Source organism: Cupriavidus sp. 05N40, assembly GCF_056397305.1.
Map to the genome: position 1 here is coordinate 1 of NZ_JBFTND010000085.1, position 17185 is coordinate 17185.

Annotated in this window: 13 protein-coding genes; 5 read left to right on the top strand and 8 right to left on the bottom strand. The window is 66.9% G+C overall.

The genetic code is table 11. The features are described from left to right. Positions 1-596: 596 nt before the first annotated feature. The 3 genes from AC1DO7_RS20290 to AC1DO7_RS20300 all read right to left on the bottom strand — a co-directional run bounded on the left by AC1DO7_RS20290 (position 597) and on the right by AC1DO7_RS20300 (position 2095). A complete protein-coding gene (locus tag AC1DO7_RS20290) occupies positions 597-866 on the bottom strand; it encodes a Txe/YoeB family addiction module toxin (protein ID WP_441622734.1) in 270 nt (89 codons plus the stop codon). Next, positions 863-1126 carry a type II toxin-antitoxin system Phd/YefM family antitoxin gene (locus tag AC1DO7_RS20295; RefSeq protein ID WP_441622736.1) on the bottom strand — a complete coding sequence of 88 codons (264 nt, stop codon included), beginning with the start codon at positions 1124-1126 and terminating at the stop codon, positions 863-865. Before AC1DO7_RS20295 ends, AC1DO7_RS20290 begins: the two co-directional genes overlap by 4 nt. A gap of 396 nt (positions 1127-1522) precedes the next feature. Next, on the bottom strand, positions 1523-2095 hold the full coding sequence (locus AC1DO7_RS20300) for a DUF4337 domain-containing protein (protein WP_477116507.1): 573 nt from the start codon (positions 2093-2095) through the stop codon (positions 1523-1525). Positions 2096-2909: 814 nt separating this feature from the next. On the opposite strand from AC1DO7_RS20300, the gene AC1DO7_RS20305 reads away from it, so the two are divergent. The 4 genes from AC1DO7_RS20305 to AC1DO7_RS20320 are packed head-to-tail and all read left to right on the top strand — an operon-like array spanning position 2910 to position 6984. Next, positions 2910-3233 carry a hypothetical protein gene (locus AC1DO7_RS20305; protein ID WP_441622740.1) on the top strand — a complete coding sequence of 108 codons (324 nt, stop codon included), beginning with the start codon at positions 2910-2912 and terminating at the stop codon, positions 3231-3233. After that, positions 3230-4213, top strand: a complete 984-nt coding sequence (locus AC1DO7_RS20310; RefSeq protein ID WP_477116508.1) for an ABC transporter permease — start codon at positions 3230-3232, stop codon at positions 4211-4213. The genes AC1DO7_RS20305 and AC1DO7_RS20310 overlap by 4 nt, the downstream gene beginning before the upstream one ends. Before the next feature lie 55 nt (positions 4214-4268). Next, positions 4269-5255 (top strand): ABC transporter permease, encoded by a 987-nt coding sequence (locus AC1DO7_RS20315; protein ID WP_441643577.1) that lies wholly within the window; start codon positions 4269-4271, stop codon positions 5253-5255. Between the two features lies 1 nt (position 5256). Further along, on the top strand, positions 5257-6984 hold the full coding sequence (locus AC1DO7_RS20320; protein WP_441650140.1) for an ABC transporter ATP-binding protein: 1728 nt from the start codon (positions 5257-5259) through the stop codon (positions 6982-6984). Between the two features lie 90 nt (positions 6985-7074). Here AC1DO7_RS20320 and AC1DO7_RS20325 read toward each other — a convergent pair whose 3' ends face one another. The 5 genes from AC1DO7_RS20325 to AC1DO7_RS20345 form a co-directional block, all read right to left on the bottom strand. After that, entirely contained in the window at positions 7075-8673 is a 1599-nt protein-coding gene (locus tag AC1DO7_RS20325; protein ID WP_441622746.1) for an ABC transporter substrate-binding protein, read from the bottom strand. Positions 8674-8706: 33 nt separating this feature from the next. Continuing rightward, positions 8707-10443: a hydantoinase B/oxoprolinase family protein gene (locus AC1DO7_RS20330; RefSeq protein ID WP_441622748.1), complete on the bottom strand. Its 1737-nt coding sequence runs from the start codon at positions 10441-10443 to the stop codon at positions 8707-8709. After that, positions 10440-12140, bottom strand: a complete 1701-nt coding sequence (locus AC1DO7_RS20335; RefSeq protein WP_441622750.1) for a hydantoinase B/oxoprolinase family protein — start codon at positions 12138-12140, stop codon at positions 10440-10442. Before AC1DO7_RS20335 ends, AC1DO7_RS20330 begins: the two co-directional genes overlap by 4 nt. Further along, the gene (locus tag AC1DO7_RS20340; protein ID WP_441643579.1) at positions 12137-14293 is read right to left on the bottom strand and encodes a hydantoinase/oxoprolinase family protein; all 2157 of its coding nucleotides are present in this window, start codon (positions 14291-14293) and stop codon (positions 12137-12139) included. Before AC1DO7_RS20340 ends, AC1DO7_RS20335 begins: the two co-directional genes overlap by 4 nt. Positions 14294-14866: 573 nt before the next feature. Beyond that, positions 14867-16513: a rhodanese-like domain-containing protein gene (locus tag AC1DO7_RS20345; RefSeq protein WP_441622753.1), complete on the bottom strand. Its 1647-nt coding sequence runs from the start codon at positions 16511-16513 to the stop codon at positions 14867-14869. Between the two features lie 504 nt (positions 16514-17017). Here AC1DO7_RS20345 and AC1DO7_RS20350 point away from each other — a divergent pair. Next, positions 17018-17182, top strand: coding sequence for a hypothetical protein (locus AC1DO7_RS20350; protein WP_441622755.1), 165 nt, complete (start codon positions 17018-17020; stop codon positions 17180-17182). Positions 17183-17185 lie beyond the last annotated feature (3 nt).

A 17185-nucleotide genomic window follows, 5' to 3' on the forward strand; every position in this document is an offset into this window, starting at 1 on the left:
GGGAATCTCCCCGCCTTGGGCAAACGCGGGGGATGTCAGTATGAGCGGCATCGATGGCCTCTGCTGGGCAAGCAGCGCTGGTCCGAACAGCATGGCCGCAAAGGCCAGCAACCTCGGTAGAAGTGCAAATCGCACCATATCTGCCCCCGCCGGCGCATGACGGCTGTTCCAACCTAGCCCGGATTCAACCCCTGTGCAAGGGACCGTGCAGTTTTCCGAAGCCGACCCACTGCGGCCCTTCGACGCGCGTTGAGCGAACGGGCACTTCCGAGGTCGAGCGGTCCGTGGATGGCCGGATACCGCCGTTGCGTATCCCGTCCACTCGAATAAGCACGGGGTCCCTTAGCGAGCGGCGCTCGGATAATCGTAACGCAGCAACGCAGGAGGAGGCGGTAAGGCACGATAGCCGTTGCCTTATTGGCGGAGTGGGTGCTGCCAGGAATCCAGCCCCGCGCGACTTGGGAAGCCTTGTCGCAGGTGCTTTAAATTACACTTCTTGCTTTGTAATTTGATAACTATTATGCAGACCAAAATCTCTCGATGGCGGAATTGGTCGGTCGCTGCTGCGATGAAGTTCGCATCAGAACCTCTAAGGCTCACTTGTCGCCATAGTGAAGCCGACAAGCGATAATGGTCAGTTCATCGTCGTTGGCGAAATACACTAGGCGGTTGCTGTCGTCGATGCGCCGCGACCAGTAGCCCGACAGGTTGCCTTTCAGCGGCTCGGGCTTGCCGAGCCCGTCGAACGGTTCGCGTTGGGCGTCTTGGATTAGGGCGTTGATGCGCTTGAGCCTTTTCTTGTCTTGGCCCTGCCAATAGACATAGTCTTCCCAAGCGTCGGGCATAAAGGTCAGCTGGCGCGTCATTCACTGGCCGGGTCGATCAGGTCGTGCTTCTCGGCCATGCCAGCGCGGTGCTGCTGAATCGAACGCAGCAGGCGCGCGGCGTTAGCCGGCGAGCTGAGCAAGTGCATCGTTTCCATCCAGCTGTCGTACTGCTCTTGCGACATGATGACCACGTTCGGCGCGTCCCGGCGCGTGATGAGGACAGCGTCGTGGTCGTCGATGGCCTGGTCCATGACTGCCTTCAGGTTGCTGCGGGCGTCGGAGAAATGGATGGTGCGCATACCGCCCTCCTTGGATAACTCGTACTGGAACTTGTACAAGTATAGCAAGTCTGCGTGAAGGAGGGTAGTTTGCGGACGCCAGTGAGTGTGCCGCCGCGCTTGGTCAGCGGTTCGTCTTAACGCACGGCGTGGCGTAATGCGCCGGCTTAGCCGCAAAATATGCAGACCGAAGTCAAGCCGGCATGAAGATGACCATGGATCACATATCTGTTACATAGCCGCGCCGCTCGATTGGAACGCTCGGATCAATCCCCAGCATCCCGAATTCAGGTCTCAGCGCCTGTGCCTGTGGGATGCCAGGCTCTTCCCGAGCCAAGAGGGATGGCCCTTTGGGCAGAGATAGTCTCCGCTGCGGACAATCCAGCCGAGCTGTTTGCTTGTCGTTTTCATGTTTGCCTAGACGTGGAGCATTGAAAGGACAGCGAGCACACCGCCAACCGCGCCTATCCCGYACGATGCCACCTGCAACCACCGGCGCCGCGTGAGCAGCGTGATCGCCGCCAAGGCAATAGAAACCTGAATGGCAACCACGGCCTGGGCCCAGCGGTGATGATGATGCACGGCTGTCTCACTGGCCTCGTCCGCGTCCTTGGCGGCCCGCTCTTGCGCCTCTGCTTTCTGCCGGACTTGCTCTTTCTCCGACGCGTAGCGCAGCGCTTCCCGTTTGGCGGCGGCTTGATCCACGCCGGGCAGCTGTGCGGTCAGTTCAGCAATGGCCTGCTTCTGTCCTTTCGCCTGGTAGTAGGCCCATTGATTGGCGGCTTCGGTCTTGTGAATGGCGGCTTCGTTCTTCAGAAGAAGCGCTTCGTTCTGGGTCGCTCCGCCCTGATAGCCGAAAACTGCCCCGGCCGTCGACAAGATCGCTGTCATCACAGCGATACGACCTGAAAAACCGTCGGTGTGACCGACTTCCGCCGCGTGCTCAAGCACGTGGTCGTGGGCACCGTGTACATGGAATCCGTCTGACATTGCTCTTCCGTTCTTTTATCTTCTGTCCGTTGCGGTCTGCGATTTTGCCGCTCCGCCAACGGCGTTCAGTTTTGCTTCGACTACGGCGAACTCACGCCTCCGGGCGTCCCGCAACGCGAGACTGACGGCGGTCGGACTGCCAACCAGCTTTCTGTCGATGTTCGCGATCTCGGAATGAAGGCTTAGCTCTTCGTGCCTCAGATCCGGGATGCGCCGCTCATGGTCGCTGGCATCTACCCACTGTTGCATCCCTCCCTCTTGTTCTACTTAACCCGTTAGCTGTCCAACAGTGTTCTATCGGCCGGATCACCCGTTTTCTTGACCACCGGCATCTCATGGACCAGGCGAAAGGGCGCGTCGTATGTATTTCGTTGAAAAGGTTGGATCGAGGCTAGAGGCTCCGGAAAAATCCACCCGTGATCATAACGGTTGTACCCGGGCGCCAAGCAGAAATTGCGACCGTTGGTCTCCAGCCCGCCCGGCATTGGCGACAGATCCACCACGCGCTGTGCCACCAGGTGCGCACCTTGCCCTCACACTGCCATTGCCCATGCCAACGGTAACGATAGTCATGGACTTCCCCGTCTCTGGTTGTGTTGCAGCCATCATGGCACTTCGGTGCCAACTGGTGGCTTCCGCCGCGACCTCGGGACGGGGAAGTCCCTTCCATTCGATTCCGCGGCCTGCAAAGGTAGTACGCGCCCGCGCGTGCTCAACGAAGCAAACCGGATATGCGTAGACGATAAAGTTCGTTGGGCGCGCGCGGTGACCGCCTTAGTCTGTCAGATTTGCATTCCTCCCCAGACAGCCCCTCATGAGCCTCTCCTGCCTCCCCGTGGAAACCGCGGGTAACGATATTGCCGGCGCTCAAATGCGCGCCATCGACGCTTTTCTCCGCGTTGTCGCCCTAACCACGGTTGCCCCGCACCCGTCTTTGGTCACAGGCGCCCAAGATGCGCTGACCTGCGATGACGACCACTGCCGCAGCCTACGCGCGAACACCGACCTGACCAGGCGCGATGCCGGCTACCAGCAATACCTGGACTGGGGCATCGGCCTGGTGGCACAAGTCGAACGCAAAGGCGAAGGCGACTTGGGCATCCGCCTTGTCAGGCCGACCGAGGCGGCGGCGTCATGAACCTGCGCAATGCGGGTCGCACGCTGGTGCGCACGGCATGGCAGGCCGTGCCGACCGTCATCGGTGTGATCCTTGTCAATTTCATCCTGATGCAATGGATTCCTGGTGACGCCGCCGATGTTGTGGCGGCAGAGTCGGGCTCGGCCACGGCGGAGAGCATGGCGCAGCTGCGCGCGCACTTCRGGCTCGACCTGCCCGTGGCCCAGCAACTGGTCGCCTATCTGAACAACCTGGCGCACCTCAGCCTCGGCGTTTCGCCACGCTACAACATGCCGGTGTTGTCGCTGATCGGCGCGCGGCTTGGCAACACGCTGCTGCTGATGGTCTCGGCGCTGGGGTTTGCCCTGGCCATCGGTATTACCGCGGGCACGGTGATGTCCACGCGCGTGGGCCGCTGGCAGGACCGCACGCTTTCCGTGCTGGCGCTGCTGCTGTATTCCACGCCGGGCTTCTGGCTGGGCCTGATGGCCATCGTGCTGTTCTCGGTGCACCTGGGCTGGCTGCCGACAGGCGGCAGCGAGAGCATCGGCGCGGGCTACACGGGCTGGACCCATGTGGTCGACGTGGCGCGGCACCTGGTGCTGCCGGCGCTGGCCATGGCGGGCTTCTATATCGCAATCTTCTCCCGGCTCACGCGCGCCGCGATGCTCGAGGTAGCGCGTCAGGACTTCGTGCGCACCGCACAGGCCAAGGGGCTGCACCCGTGGACCGTCAACCTGCGCCACATCCTGCGCAACGCGCTGATTCCGGTCACCACGGTGGCCGGGATGCACTTCGGCACGCTGCTGGGCGGCGCGGTGGTGGTCGAGACCGTGTTCAGCTGGCCCGGACTGGGGCGGCTGGCCTTCGACTCGGTGGCGGGGCGCGACTACACGGTGCTGCTTGGCGTGTTGCTGATGTCGTCGCTGCTGGTCATCGTGTCCAACATGCTGGTCGACCTGTTGCAGGCATGGCTGGACCCGCGCATTCAGGTGCGCTGAGAGGTCCCGTCAGCCCCTTCTTTCTTTCCGAAATTCCAGGCTTTCAAAGCTCTCGATGTCCACACCTTTCCCATCCGATTCCGCGATCGCCCATCCGCCGGCACTTCCGCCGGCACTTCCGCCGGTGCCCGTGGCGGCCCGTGGTCCTGAACCCGCTGCCGCCCCAGTCGCCAGGGCCGCGGCCGATGCCAGACCTGTCTCCAGCCGCCATGCCGCGCTGCGCGCTTTTCTGCGCAACCCCGCCGCCGTGGCGGGCGTGGTGCTGCTCCTGTTCATGCTCGTACTGGCGCTGGTCGCGCCGCTGCTCTACCCGGGCGACCCGCTCGACATGGTCGCGCCACCGCTGCTGTGGCCGGGCCGGGACGCGGCATATCCGCTCGGCAGCGATTCGCTGGGCCGCGACGTCATCGCGGGCATTGCGCACGGTGCGCGCGTGTCGCTCGCGGTGGGCGTGGTGGCCGCGGTGCTGAGCGTGGTGATCGGCGTGCTCCTGGGCGCCACCGCCGGCTATTTCGGTGGCCGCATCGACGACGTGCTGGTGCGCATCACGGAGCTGTTCCAGACCATGCCGTCGTTCCTGTTCGTGATCGTGGTGGTGGCTATCGGCCAGCCCTCGGTCCCGATGATCGTGTTCGCCATCGGCCTGGCTTCGTGGCCGGTGATCGCGAGGCTGGTGCGTGCCGAGTTCCGTGCGTTGCGCGAAACAGAGTTCGTGCTCGCCGCCCGCAGCCAGGGTTTCAGCCATGCCCGCATCATTTTCCAGGAGATGCTGCCCAATGCGTTGCCACCGGTGATCGTGACGACGTCGGTGCTGGTGGCGAGCGCCATCCTCATCGAGTCGGCGCTGTCCTTCCTCGGCATGGGCGACCCGAATGCGGTGTCGTGGGGCAGCATGATCGGGCAGGGCCGGCAGCTGCTGCGCACGGCGTGGTATCTCACGGCGTTGCCGGGTGCGGCCATCGTGTTGACGGTGCTGGCGCTCAACCTCGTGGGCGACGGGCTCAACGATGCGTTCAATCCTCGGTTGAGGGGGCGCCACTGAAATGGTACTAGATCAAGCCACCGCCAAGCCGCCGCTGCTCGACGTGCGCGGCCTCGATGTTTTCTTCCACGGATCGGACGGTCCCATCCGGGCCGTTCGTGGTCTCGACCTGACGTTGCAGCGTGGCGAGAGGCTTGCGCTGGTGGGCGAGTCCGGTTGCGGAAAGTCAACCACCGCGCTCGCGCTACTTCGCCTGCTCGCGCCCGGTACGGTGCTCCGCGGCAACATCCACTTCGACGGGCGCGACATCCTTGCGCTGTCTGCGGCCCAGTTGCGCGAAGTGCGCGGCCGGGAGATCGCGATGATCTTCCAGGAGCCGATGACATCGCTGAATCCGGTGCACACCATCGGCGCGCAGATCGAGGAGACCTTGCGCAGGCATGAAAAGCTCTCGGCCCTGGCCGCCCGCAAGCGCGCGATCGAACTGCTCGACCTCGTGCGCATTCCCGAGCCGCACCAGCGCATCGACGACCATCCGCACAACCTGTCGGGCGGACAGCGACAGCGCGTCATGATCGCCATGGCCGTGGCCTGCAAGCCGCGCCTGCTGGTGGCCGACGAGCCGACCACCGCGCTGGACGTGACCATCCAGGCACAGATCCTCGAACTGCTCGCCGGCCTGCGCCGCGAACTCGACATGGCGCTGCTACTCATCACGCACGACCTGGGCCTGGTCGCGCAATGGGCCGATCGCGTGGCTGTGATGTACGGCGGCGAGAAGGTCGAGGACGCGCCGACCTCCACATTGTTCGACGCACCGTCGCACGCCTACACCAGGGGCCTGCTTGGCGCCTCGCTGCACGCGGGCAGTGCGTTGCATTACGCCGATGCGCGCCTGCCGGAGATCCACACACGCCTCGACCCGGTCACTGGCGTGCGCGACTTCGCGCTGCACGTACCTGCTCCCAGGGCCTCAGAGCCTGCACGTACAGCAGCCGCGGCCGGCGAGCCCCTGCTGTCCGTGCGGGAGTTGCGCACCGATTACCCGAAGCGCGGCGGCGGCGTGCTACATGCGGTGGACGGCGTGTCCTTCGACATCCGTGCGGGCGAGACCGTGGGGCTCGTGGGTGAGTCGGGCTGCGGCAAGTCGACACTCTCGCGCACGCTGCTGCGCCTCGTGAACCCGACGTCGGGCCGCATCGTGTTCGACGGCACCGACATCGCGTCGCTGTCGGAGAAGGCGCTCAAACCCTGGCGTCGCCGGGTGCAGATGGTGTTCCAGGATCCGTATGCCTCGCTGAATCCGCGGCGCAGCGTGTTCGATATCCTCGAAGCGGTGCTCAAGGTGCACGGCGTGGCCGACCGCGCCGAGCGCCGCAACCGCATCGCGGCCATCCTGGAGCGCGTGGGCCTGCCGGCCGACGCGGGGCGCCGCTTCCCCAACGAGTTCTCGGGCGGGCAGCGCCAGCGCATCGGCATCGCGCGCGCCCTGGTGCTGCGGCCATCGCTGGTGGTGCTCGACGAGCCCGTGTCGGCACTCGACGTGTCGGTGCAGGCGCAGATCCTGAACCTGCTGGTGGAGCTGAAGGAAGACTTCGGGCTCTCGTACCTGTTCATCTCGCACGACCTCTCGGTGGTACGCTACATCGCCGATCGCGTGATGGTGATGAACAAGGGCCAGATCGTGGAGACCGGCAGCCACCGCGACATCTGGGACCAGCCGCGGCACCCGTACACGCGCAGCCTGATCGCGGCCGTGCCGGGGGCGGAGCAGCGCAAGGCCGCCTGAGCTTCTCGGTGCGGCGGGCGATGCACCCCGATCCCGGACGGATGCCGGGTGCCCTGGCTTAGCCGGCCAGCGCACCCACGGCGCTCCCGCCTACTTCTTCGGCTCGTCCACCCACACATCCGCCAGGTTCGACTCCACGCCATCCGCCGTCAGCGAATGGTCATGCACGCGCTGGTTGGCGATGGTGATGAACAGCGGCTGGTAGAGGTTCAGGTCGGGCACGTCGCGCGCCACGGTGTCCTGGAACGCCTTGAAGAGCTTCACGCGCTTGGCCGGGTCGTTTTCCACGGCCGCATTCTCCAGCAGCTTGTCCACCACCGGGTTCTGGTAGTGCGTGCCGTTGGAGAAGGGCACGCCCTTGATGAAGTTCTTCGACCAGTACAGCCGCTGCACGCCCACGGTCGGATCGAACAGGTTGCTCGCGCCATTGGTGGTGAAGACGAAGTCGCGGTCCGTGTAGATGCGCTTGATGAAAGCGCTCGGGTCTTGCGCGCGCACCGTCACCGCGATGCCCACGCGCGCCAGCGCCGCGCGCAGGTAGTCCGCCAGGCGCTGGCCATCGGCGCTGATGGGGTTGAAGTCCAGCGGCACGCTGAACCGCACGCCCGCCTTCTTCGGGTAGCCCGCTTCGTCAAGCAATGCATTGGCCTTGTTCACGTCGAGGGGGTAGGGCGAGCGCGCCGGGTCGTGGAAGGCCTTGAGGCCGGGCGCGATCGGCGAGTAGCTCACCTGGCCGTAGCCGTAGTTGACGACCTTCACGATCACGTTGCGGTCCACCGCGTGGGCGACGGCCTGGCGCACCTTCTCGTTCTTGAAGTATTCGTTGTCGAGGTTGAACTCCAGCCGCGTCACGTTCGACGAGTAGCTGTTGCCCTTGGTCTCGAAGCGCAGCGAGGGCACCTTCTTCAGGCGATCCAGGTCGGCCAGCGGCACGGGCGTGCGGTAGCCCAGGTCGACCGTGCCCGTCTCGAAGGCCACGGCAGCGGCGGCAGGGTCGGTGATGAAACGCACGATCAGCTGGTCGACGAAGGGCTTTGGCTTGTCCCAGTAGTCCGGGTTGCGCTCGTACACGATATGGCTGCCGCGCACCCATTCCTTGAACTTGAACGGGCCCGTGCCGATGGGCGCGTTGTTGTTCCGGTTGCTGGCCGGGTCGGATCCCTCGTAGATGTGCTTGGGCACGATGGGCGTCTCGGTCGCGACGAGCGCACGGATCAGGTACGGCGCGGGCTTCGACAGCCGCAGGATGGCGGTGTACTTGTCGGGCGTGTCGATGGCCGTGAGGTTGGCGAAGGTGTTGCGCCCGCGCGGGTGGATCTTCTTCAGCAGTTCGATGGAATAGGCGACGTCGGCCGAGGTGAAGTCCTTGCCGTCATGCCATTTCACGCCGTGGCGCAGCGTGAACGTGTAGTTCAGGCCGTCGGGGCTGATCGCCCACTTCGTGGCCAGCTGCGGCTGCGGGTTGACGTCGTAGTCGTACTTCAGCAGGCCTTCGGTGACCTTGGCGCTCACGCTCAGGATGGGCGTGGCGACATTGCCGATGGTGACGAGCGCGGTCGGCTCGCTGGTCGATAGCAGCGTGAGGGTGCCGCTGTGGTTGGGCGGAGCGGCGTGGGCGGCAACGCCCACGGCAAGCAGCGCGGCGAGGAGGGTGCCGCGAAGAGGGAATGATGGGTTCGAGAGGAACATGGTGTGGAAAACAGGGTCAGGGAAAGGGTAAGGTCACGGGTTGACGGGGTCGGCCGGCGCGCCATCGGCATGCGCCGCCGAGACATCGGGCGATACCAACCGTTCACGAAGGTCGCGTGCCACCAGCGCGGGGTCGCGCTTTGCAGGATCACCAAGGCCGCCGCCGCCGGGCGTCTCGACGATCAGGCGGTCGCCCGCCGGCACAATCTGCCGGCCCTTGGCGCGCAGCGTGGCGCCCGAGGCCAGGCGCAGCCGGCCCGGTGCGCCGTCGCCACCGCCGAGCGCGCCACGCGCGGGGTTGGCCACGCGGTCGAAGGCTGCCGCGATCAGCATGGCGGCGTCTTCCTGCGCATGCCGCACCTCGATCACCTGGCCCAGGCCGCCGCGCGCAGCGCCGGTACCGCCGGAGTCGGCGCGGAATTCCTTGCGCTCGAAGACGATCGGAGCCTGCGTCTCCAGGATCTCAAGCGAGACGTTGCGCACGCCGCTTGGGTAGGCGGTGACGGATAGCCCGTCCTTGCCGGGCCGTGCGCCGGTGCCGCCGGTGGAAAAGCTGATGACGTTGAAGCGCGCGCCGCGGCGCACGGCCTCGGCGTCGGCCTGGCTGGTGCCCGCCAGCACTTCACCGCCGACCAGTTGCAGGTTCCATAGCGACGAGGCGCCTTCGGCCGGCACGCGGTCGGGCCGGGCCTGGCGCAGCGCGCCGAACACGGCGTCGGGCAGCAACTGCCCGACCACATGGCGCGCCGTCACGGCGGCGGGATGCAGCGCGTTCAGGATGCAGCCCGCGGGCGCTTCCACGCGAATGGGTGCGAGGGAGCCGGCATTGTTCGGCACGTCCGCACCCACCAGGCAGCGGATCCCGAAGGAGGTATAGGCGTCGGTGTAGGCCTTGGGCACGTTGATGCCGCGCGCCACGCTGCCCGAGGTGCCGGCGTAGTCGACCGTGATGCCGTCGTCGGCAATGGTCACCGACACCTGCAGCGTGATTGGCGCGTCGTAGCCGTCGGCCACCAGGGTGTGGTGCCAGGTGCCGCGCGGCCAGTCGCGCAGTGCTTCGCGCATGGCGTGGGCCGAGCGCGCGATGACGAAGTCGCCCAGCGTCTCGAGATCGGCCAGCTTGAACTCGCGCAGCAGCGTGCGCAGCCGCCGGCCGCCGACCTCGTTGCATGCGACCAGCGCGAACAGGTCGCCTTCGACCTGCTCCGGGTCGCGCACGTTTGCGCGGATGATGGCGCGTACGGCCGGGTCCACCGTGCCCTGGCGCACGAAGCGCAGGATGGGCAGGAACAGGCCCTCGTGGTAGATTTCCAACCCGTCGGGGCTGGATCCGATGCCGCCGATGTCGACCACGTGCAACGTGGAGGCGAACAGCGCCACGGGACGCTTCCTGTCGCCCTCGCCATGGAAGATGGGCGTGACCATCGTCATGTCGAACAGGTGACCGGTGCCTTTCCAGGGATCGTTGGTGAGGAACACGTCGCCATCTGCCATCGTGTCGATGGGAAAGCGCTGCAGGAAGTGCTTGACCGATTCGGCCATCGAGTTGACGTGGCCCGGCGTGCCGGTCACGGCCTGCGCGATCATCCGGCCGTCGGGCAGGAATACACCCGCCGACAGGTCGCCGGCCTCGCGCGTGGAGGTGCCGAAGGCGGTGTGGATCAGCACCTGCGCCTGTTCCTCGACCACGGAGAGCAGCCGGTTCCAGGCAAGCTGGTTGCGGATGAGCTGGTTACCGGCCAGCGCCTTGGGAGTGGGAGTCTTGCTCATGCAACGGTTCCTGCTGGATCTTTGGTAGGAGTGGCCACGGTCTTCGTGACAAGACCGGCCGTCAGGTCTCGTGCGACCAGTGCCGGGTCGCGCGCTTCAGGGTCGCCCAGCCCCGCGCCGCCGGGGGTCTCGACCACCAGCACTTCGCCGGCGGGAATGACCTGCCGGCCCTTGCCGCGCAGCGCAGTCCCCGAAAGCTTGAGCCGCGCGGCGCCGGGCGCACCGTCGCCGCCGCCGAGCGCGCCGCGCGCGGGAAAGCGCACGCGGTCCCAGGTGGCGGACAACACCATCGGGTCGCCGTCGGCGTTCTCGATCTCGATGACCTGGCCTAGGCCGCCGCGCGACGCGCCGACGCCGCCCGAGTCGGGCCGGTACTCCTTGCGGCGGAACAGCAGCGGCGCCTGCGTCTCGAGGATTTCCAGCGACACGTTGCGCACGCCGCTCGGGTAGGCCGTGGCCGAAAGACCGTCCTTGCCCGGCCGTGCCCCGGTGCCGCCGGTGGAAAAGCTCACGATGTTGAAACGCTGTGCGCGCCGCAACGCCTCGTTCGGCCCGCCCTCGATTGGCTGCCCGCCGAACAGGCGGATGTTCCAGAGCGACGATGCGCCTTCGGCCGGCACGCGGTCGGGTCGCGCCTGTCGCAGCGCGCCGAATACCAGGTCGGGCAGCATCTGGCCGATGGCCGCCCGCGCGGCGACAGCGGCGGGCGGCAGCGCATTCACGATGGAGCCTTCTGGCGCCACCACGCGAATGGGCGCGAGCGAGCCCGAGTTGTTGGGCACGTCGGCGCCCACCAGGCAGCGGATGCCAAAGGAGGTATACGCATCGGTATAAGCCTTGGGCACGTTGATGCCGCGGGCAATGCTGGCCGAGGTGCCTGCGAAGTCGACCAGGATGCCGTCGTCCGATATGGTGACGGCCGCATGCAGCTCCAGCGGCATGTCGTAGCCGTCTACCGTCATGTGGTTGCGCCACGTGCCCCTGGGCCATTCGCGCAATGCCTCGCGCATGGCCAGCCGCGAGCGCTCGATGATGTAGTCGCCCTGCACCTGGAGGTCGGCCAGCCCGAACTCTTGCAGCATTTGCCGCAGCCGTACCGCGCCCACCGCATTGCAGGCCACCAGCGCATGGAAGTCGCCCTCTACCTGGCCGGGCTCGCGCACGTTGGCGCGCACGATGTCCAGCACCGCTTCCTCGACCACACCCTGGCTCACGAAGCGCAGCGGCGGCAGGAACAGGCCCTCGTGGAAGATCTCCAGCGCATCCGGCCCGGCGTTGACGCCGCCGATGTCGACCACGTGCACGGTGGAGGCGAAGAGCGCCACGGGGCGCTTCGTGTCGCCTTCGCCATGGAACACCGGCGTCACCATGACCACGTCGAAGAGGTGGCCCGTTCCTTTCCACGGGTCGTTGGTGACGAAGACATCGCCTTCGCGCATGGTGTCGACCGGAAAGGCGCGCAAAAAGTGCAGCACCGAGTCGGCCATGGAGTTGACGTGGCCCGGCGTGCCGGTCACGGCCTGCGCGATCATGCGTCCGTCGGGCAGGAACACGCCCGCCGACAGATCGCCGGCCTCGCGCGTCGGCGTGCCGAAGGCGGTGCGGATCAGTGCTTGCGCCTGTTCCTCGACCACGGCGAGCAGGCGGCTCCAGACCAGTTGGTGGCGCAATGCCTGACGGCCTGCAGTGGTGGTCATACGACCTCCGCTTCGGCGGGCTGCGCGTGGTGCCGCTGCGCGACGGTGATGTCGTCTAGCACCAGCGCGCCCAGTTTGCTGACGCGGGCCTCGAAACCGGCAATGACGTGCGTCGTCGTCTCGTCTTCCACCACCAGCGCTGGGCCTTCGATCCACTTGCCCGGGCCGAGCGCGGCGCGGTCGTAGACGGGCACGTCGGTCCACTGGCCCGCGTCGGCGTCGTACAGGCGGCGCGAGCCTGAAGGTTCGGCGCGGCGCGTGTCGGCGACCACCTCGTCGGCCTCCGGCGCCGCGCGGTCACCGGCCTCCACGGCGACCGACCAGCTCACCACCTCGGCCGCAATATGTGGCAGGCTCCGGCCGTAGAGCGCGGCATAGCGTGCTTCGAAGCGCCGGTGCAGCGCCTTGCTGCTGGCCGCATCGAACGGGCCATCGGGCAGCTCGACGGGAATCTCGTGGCCTTGGCCCGCATAACGCATGAACGCCTGCCGATGGCGCACCAGCGCGGCACCGGGCGCGGCGCGCAGCACCACGTCGTCGGCGGTGGCCGTGAGTTCGCCGAGCAGCTTTTCCACGGCCCCTTGGTCGATACGATCGAGCCGCTGTGCGAGGCTGCGCACGGTCTGGTAGGCCACCGGCGCCCACAGGAAGCCGAGTGCCGATCCCACGCCGGCCGACCTGGGAATAATCAGCCGCGCCACGCCCAGCTTGCGCGCCAGCAACGCGGCATGCAGCGGCGCGGCACCGCCGAAGGCGATGAGCGTGCTGTCTTCCGCCACCTTGCCGAGCTCGCTCGCATGCACGCGCGCGGCGTTGGCCATGTTCTCGGTGACGATGTCGACCACGGCCTGCGCGGCGGACTCGACGCTGAGGCCGGTCTGCGCGGTCAGGCCCTCCAGCAGCGCGTCGCGCGCACGCTGCGGGTCGAGTTCCACCTTGCCCACGGCGAAGCGTGCCGGGTCGATGGTGCCGAGTACGGCGTGCGCGTCAGTCACGGTGGGCAACTGGCCGCCCAGGCCATAGGCGGCCGGGCCGGGCGAGGAGCCCGCGCTGTCGGGGCCGACCTGGACCACGCCGAGGTGGTTGACGCGGGCAATGGAGCCGCCGCCCGCGCCGATCTCCACCATCTCGATCACCGGAATGCGAATGGGCAGGCCCGAGCCTTTCAGGTGCCGGTGCACGCGGCCGAACTCGAAGCTGCGGCTGATCTGCGGCTGGTAGTCGTCGATAAAGCAGATCTTGGCCGTGGTGCCGCCCATATCGAACGAGAGCGCGCGCGAGGCACCGATCTGCTCGGCCACCTGGCGTGCGAGCACCGCGCCGCCCGCGGGGCCGGATTCGACCAGCCGCACCGGCTCGTCGATACCCGCCTGCAGCGTGGTGATGGCACCGCCCGAGGTCATCAGGAAAGGCTCGGCACGCAGGCCGCGCGCGGTGGCCCCTTGCTGGAGGCGGCGCAGGTAGCCAGCCACCTGCGGCTGCACGTAGGCGTTGGCGCTGATGGTCGACAGGCGTTCGTACTCGCGGATTTCGGGGCACACGTCGGAGGCCAGCGACACCCACAGGCCCGGCGCATGTTCGCGCAGCAGTTCGCGCACGCGGCGCTCGTGCGCGGGATTGGCATAGCCGTGCAGGAAGCACACGGCCACGCTCTCGATGCCGTCGGCCAGGAGCTGCCTGGCCAGTTCGACGACCTGCGCTTCATCGAGCGGCGTGATCACGCGACCGGCCGCATCCGTGCGCTCGACCACGCCATGGCGCCAGTGGCGCGGCACCAGCGGCGCGGGCTTGTCCAGAAACACGTCGTACTGCGCGAAGCGGTCTTCGAGACCGATTTCCACCAGGTCGCGGAAACCGTGGGTGGTGAGCAGCGCGGTGGGCGCACCCTTGCGCTCGATCAGCGCGTTGGTGGCCAGCGTGGTGCCGAGGATCAGCAGGTCGACGTCGGCCCAGCCAGCGTTCGCCAGTTGCAGTACTTCTTCGACGCCGCCGAGCACGGCTTGCTCAGGGGCCGTCGGCGTGGTGAGCACCTTGAGCGTGTGCTTCTCGGCACCGCGTAGCAGCACCACGTCGGTGAAGGTGCCGCCGACGTCGACAGCGACACGCAGGCGCGGGTCGTGCGCCACGGAAGAGGAATTGGAGTTCGAAGACATGAAGGAGGGAGGTGTCTCTCTTGTTGAAAGAAGTCAATGCCGGTGTCAATGCCGGAGTCAATGCGGCAGTCAGCGCGATGCGGCTCTGGGATACAGGGGGATGCCGCGCCGGAGGCGTCCGCTGAAGTCGGACAAAGCGTGGCGAGAGCGCGAGATCATCGAATGGGAAGGCCGGAAAGGCGTAGCAAGGCAGTCGGCAATCTTCCGAGGTCGCGCCTGCCCGAGCAACGAACGGCTTCAACTATCGTTATGCGTTACGCCGCGCGAATCGGGGGAAGGGGGGCGCACCCGCTGGAACGCATGGGCTGGCCGGCCCGTGATTGCGTTCGGCGCCGGGCCATGGGTCGATGACGACCACCCGGAAACCACGCAGTCGCGCGTGGCGCGCGGGCGGCAGGTGGCCTCCCATGCGTTGGCGGCCAGAAGCTCGAGTTTGGGCGGCAGGACCCGCGCACTGGTGCCGAGCGCACGCCTGAATGCCGATCCGTCCCGCCATCACCGACAAGGGCGCGCGCGGCCAGGTGGCGGTGGCGTAAACGGCTGCAGGGGCCGGCCGGCCCGCCCGGTCTGCCGCTAGACTGCCGACGCCGCTGGCTGGGGTGCGTCTCGCCCAGGTGCGGCGATGCGGAACACACCAAGCTCATCCGGCGCGCACTGCGCGATCAACCCGGTTTCCCACGCCAGGTAGGCGCGGGCCGCGTCCCGGTTGCCTTCGTGGCGGTCGTGCACGAAGAACAGGTAATCGATGCGCGCCTGCGCCGGCAGCGGCTGCGGCGCAAGCGCTTCCGGGAGTCCGGCCGACTGCCAGGTGCGATAGCCATCGTCGGTGCGGTACACGTGGCGATAGCCGGCCTCCAGCAGGTCTTTTCCCGCAAGTGCCGCTACGCCTGGCTCGCTGGCGATCAGGACCACCGGTTCGGCATGCGCCACGCCAAGCTCCTGCAGTTGTTGCAGTAGCCTCGGCCGGATCGACCAGGCCGCGCCAGAGGCATGGCCTCGCTCGAATGCCGCGCTCTCGCGCAGGTCGATGACTGCCAGCCGCTGGGCTTCGATGCTCAGTGCTTTCAGCAGGTTGGCATCGAGCACGGGCAGGGCGGATGTTGTCTCCGCCTTCGGCCACGCGCGCACCTGCAGCGCGGCGTCCACGCCATCGGCAAGCACGGCCGTCTCAAAGCCCAGCTGGTGCAACCAGCTGGCGACCACCGGCGCGCGCACACCGTCATCGTCGAACACGATGACGCGGCTGCCGCGCACACCGATATAGTGATCCGTTGCCTGCACCAACTGCCCGCCGGGCGCATGCACCGCACCTTTGATCGTGCGCAGGGCAAATTCGTCCGCGGAACGGATGTCGAGCAGGTAGGCGGTGCGTTGCGCATCGTCCAGCCATTGCTGCGCTTGCGCAGTCGACAGCGAAGGCAGGCCAAGGCGCTGCAGCAGCTTGGCGGAGCGCTCGCGCGCCGCGGCGAGTACCGGGCCAGACGGAACCTCCACAGCGAAGCGATCGCTGCCATGTTCCAGCGCGTGGCCCGCCAGGTACCAACCTTGCGTGCCATTCTCCAGCGCTAGTACCGCATTGGGCAAGCCCAGGTTCAGCAGCGTCTGCGCGCCCACGATGCTGCGCGTGCGCCCAGCGCAATGCACCACCACCGGCATGTTCGGATTCGGCACAAGCGCGGGCAGCCGCAGCGCCAGCTCGCCGTTGGGGCAGCTCACAGCGCCGGGGATGGTCATCTTGCGGTGTTCTTCCTCGGTGCGGCCATCCACCAGCAAGAAGTTCTCGCCGGCAGCCCGGCGCGCGGCGAGGTCGTCGGCGCTCAGGCGGGGCGTGTGCTGGATCTGCTCGACCAGCTCGCCAAACGTCTTCGAGGGGACATTGACTCCCTTGAACAAGGTGTAACCGGCGGCAGCCCAGGCGGGCGCGCCGCCGTCGAGTACCGTCACGTTCAGGTAACCAAGACCGGCAAGGCGCCGCGCCGCGCGCGATGCCACGGCATTCGCCTCGTCACCGTCGTCGAACAGCACGATGCGTTCCGCACGGCGCGGTGCCAGCTGGCCGACCTCCAGCTCAAGGCGGCTATAGGGCAGGGGCACCGCGAAGAAGGGATGGCCTTCGCCGTATTGGCCATGCTCGCGTACATCGAACAGGGCGAACGGCTGGCCATCGTTCAGCCAGTTGCGAAGGGTGGGGGCGTCGATGGTTTGGGTCATGTCAGTCATTGTTTGGTTGTGCGGGTCAGCGCAAGGCGATGCCGGATGCGGCGATCACCGAGGCGTACCGGGGCAGGTCGCGCGACAGCGTTGCACGGGCTCCTGCGCCGACGAGGCGACCACGACATAGCCCGCATCTTCCAGCTGGCTGTGTCTCGCTGGTGCGTGCAGCACCGCGGGCACATCGCGGCTCATACGGTCGACCACGAGGGCCGGGCCGCTGCGGGCGCGAGCAGTCCTTGCCAGCTCTCCACGGCAAAGTCCGGCGCGCCGGATTCGTCCAGCGTGGGAACCAGCAGCGAGGGGAGCTTGCAGGGGGTCCTTTGCGCGAAAGCACCGGAGCCTGATCAGGCGACCAAGCATACGAAGCCGGCCGCCGTCTACCAACGAATGTTTGAGCGTATGCATATGCGGCCCGCGCCGGGCCACGGGCGGCCCCGATTGAAGCCGCCCTCATGTCGATACTCGAAAGCCTTCTTTCTCGCCGCGCGGTGGCGGCGTTACATTCGGCGCATGACCAGACAAGATCTCTCCTTATCAGCAGTGTCAGGCAACGACGTTGCCAGCCTGCGCCACGCGGCCGTGGCCGCTTTCATCGCCGAAGCACGACAGTTGCCGGAGCGTGTTGCACAGCACGAGCGGGAAGCCGACATCGGCGTCCGGTTGTTGGCGGACTGAGCG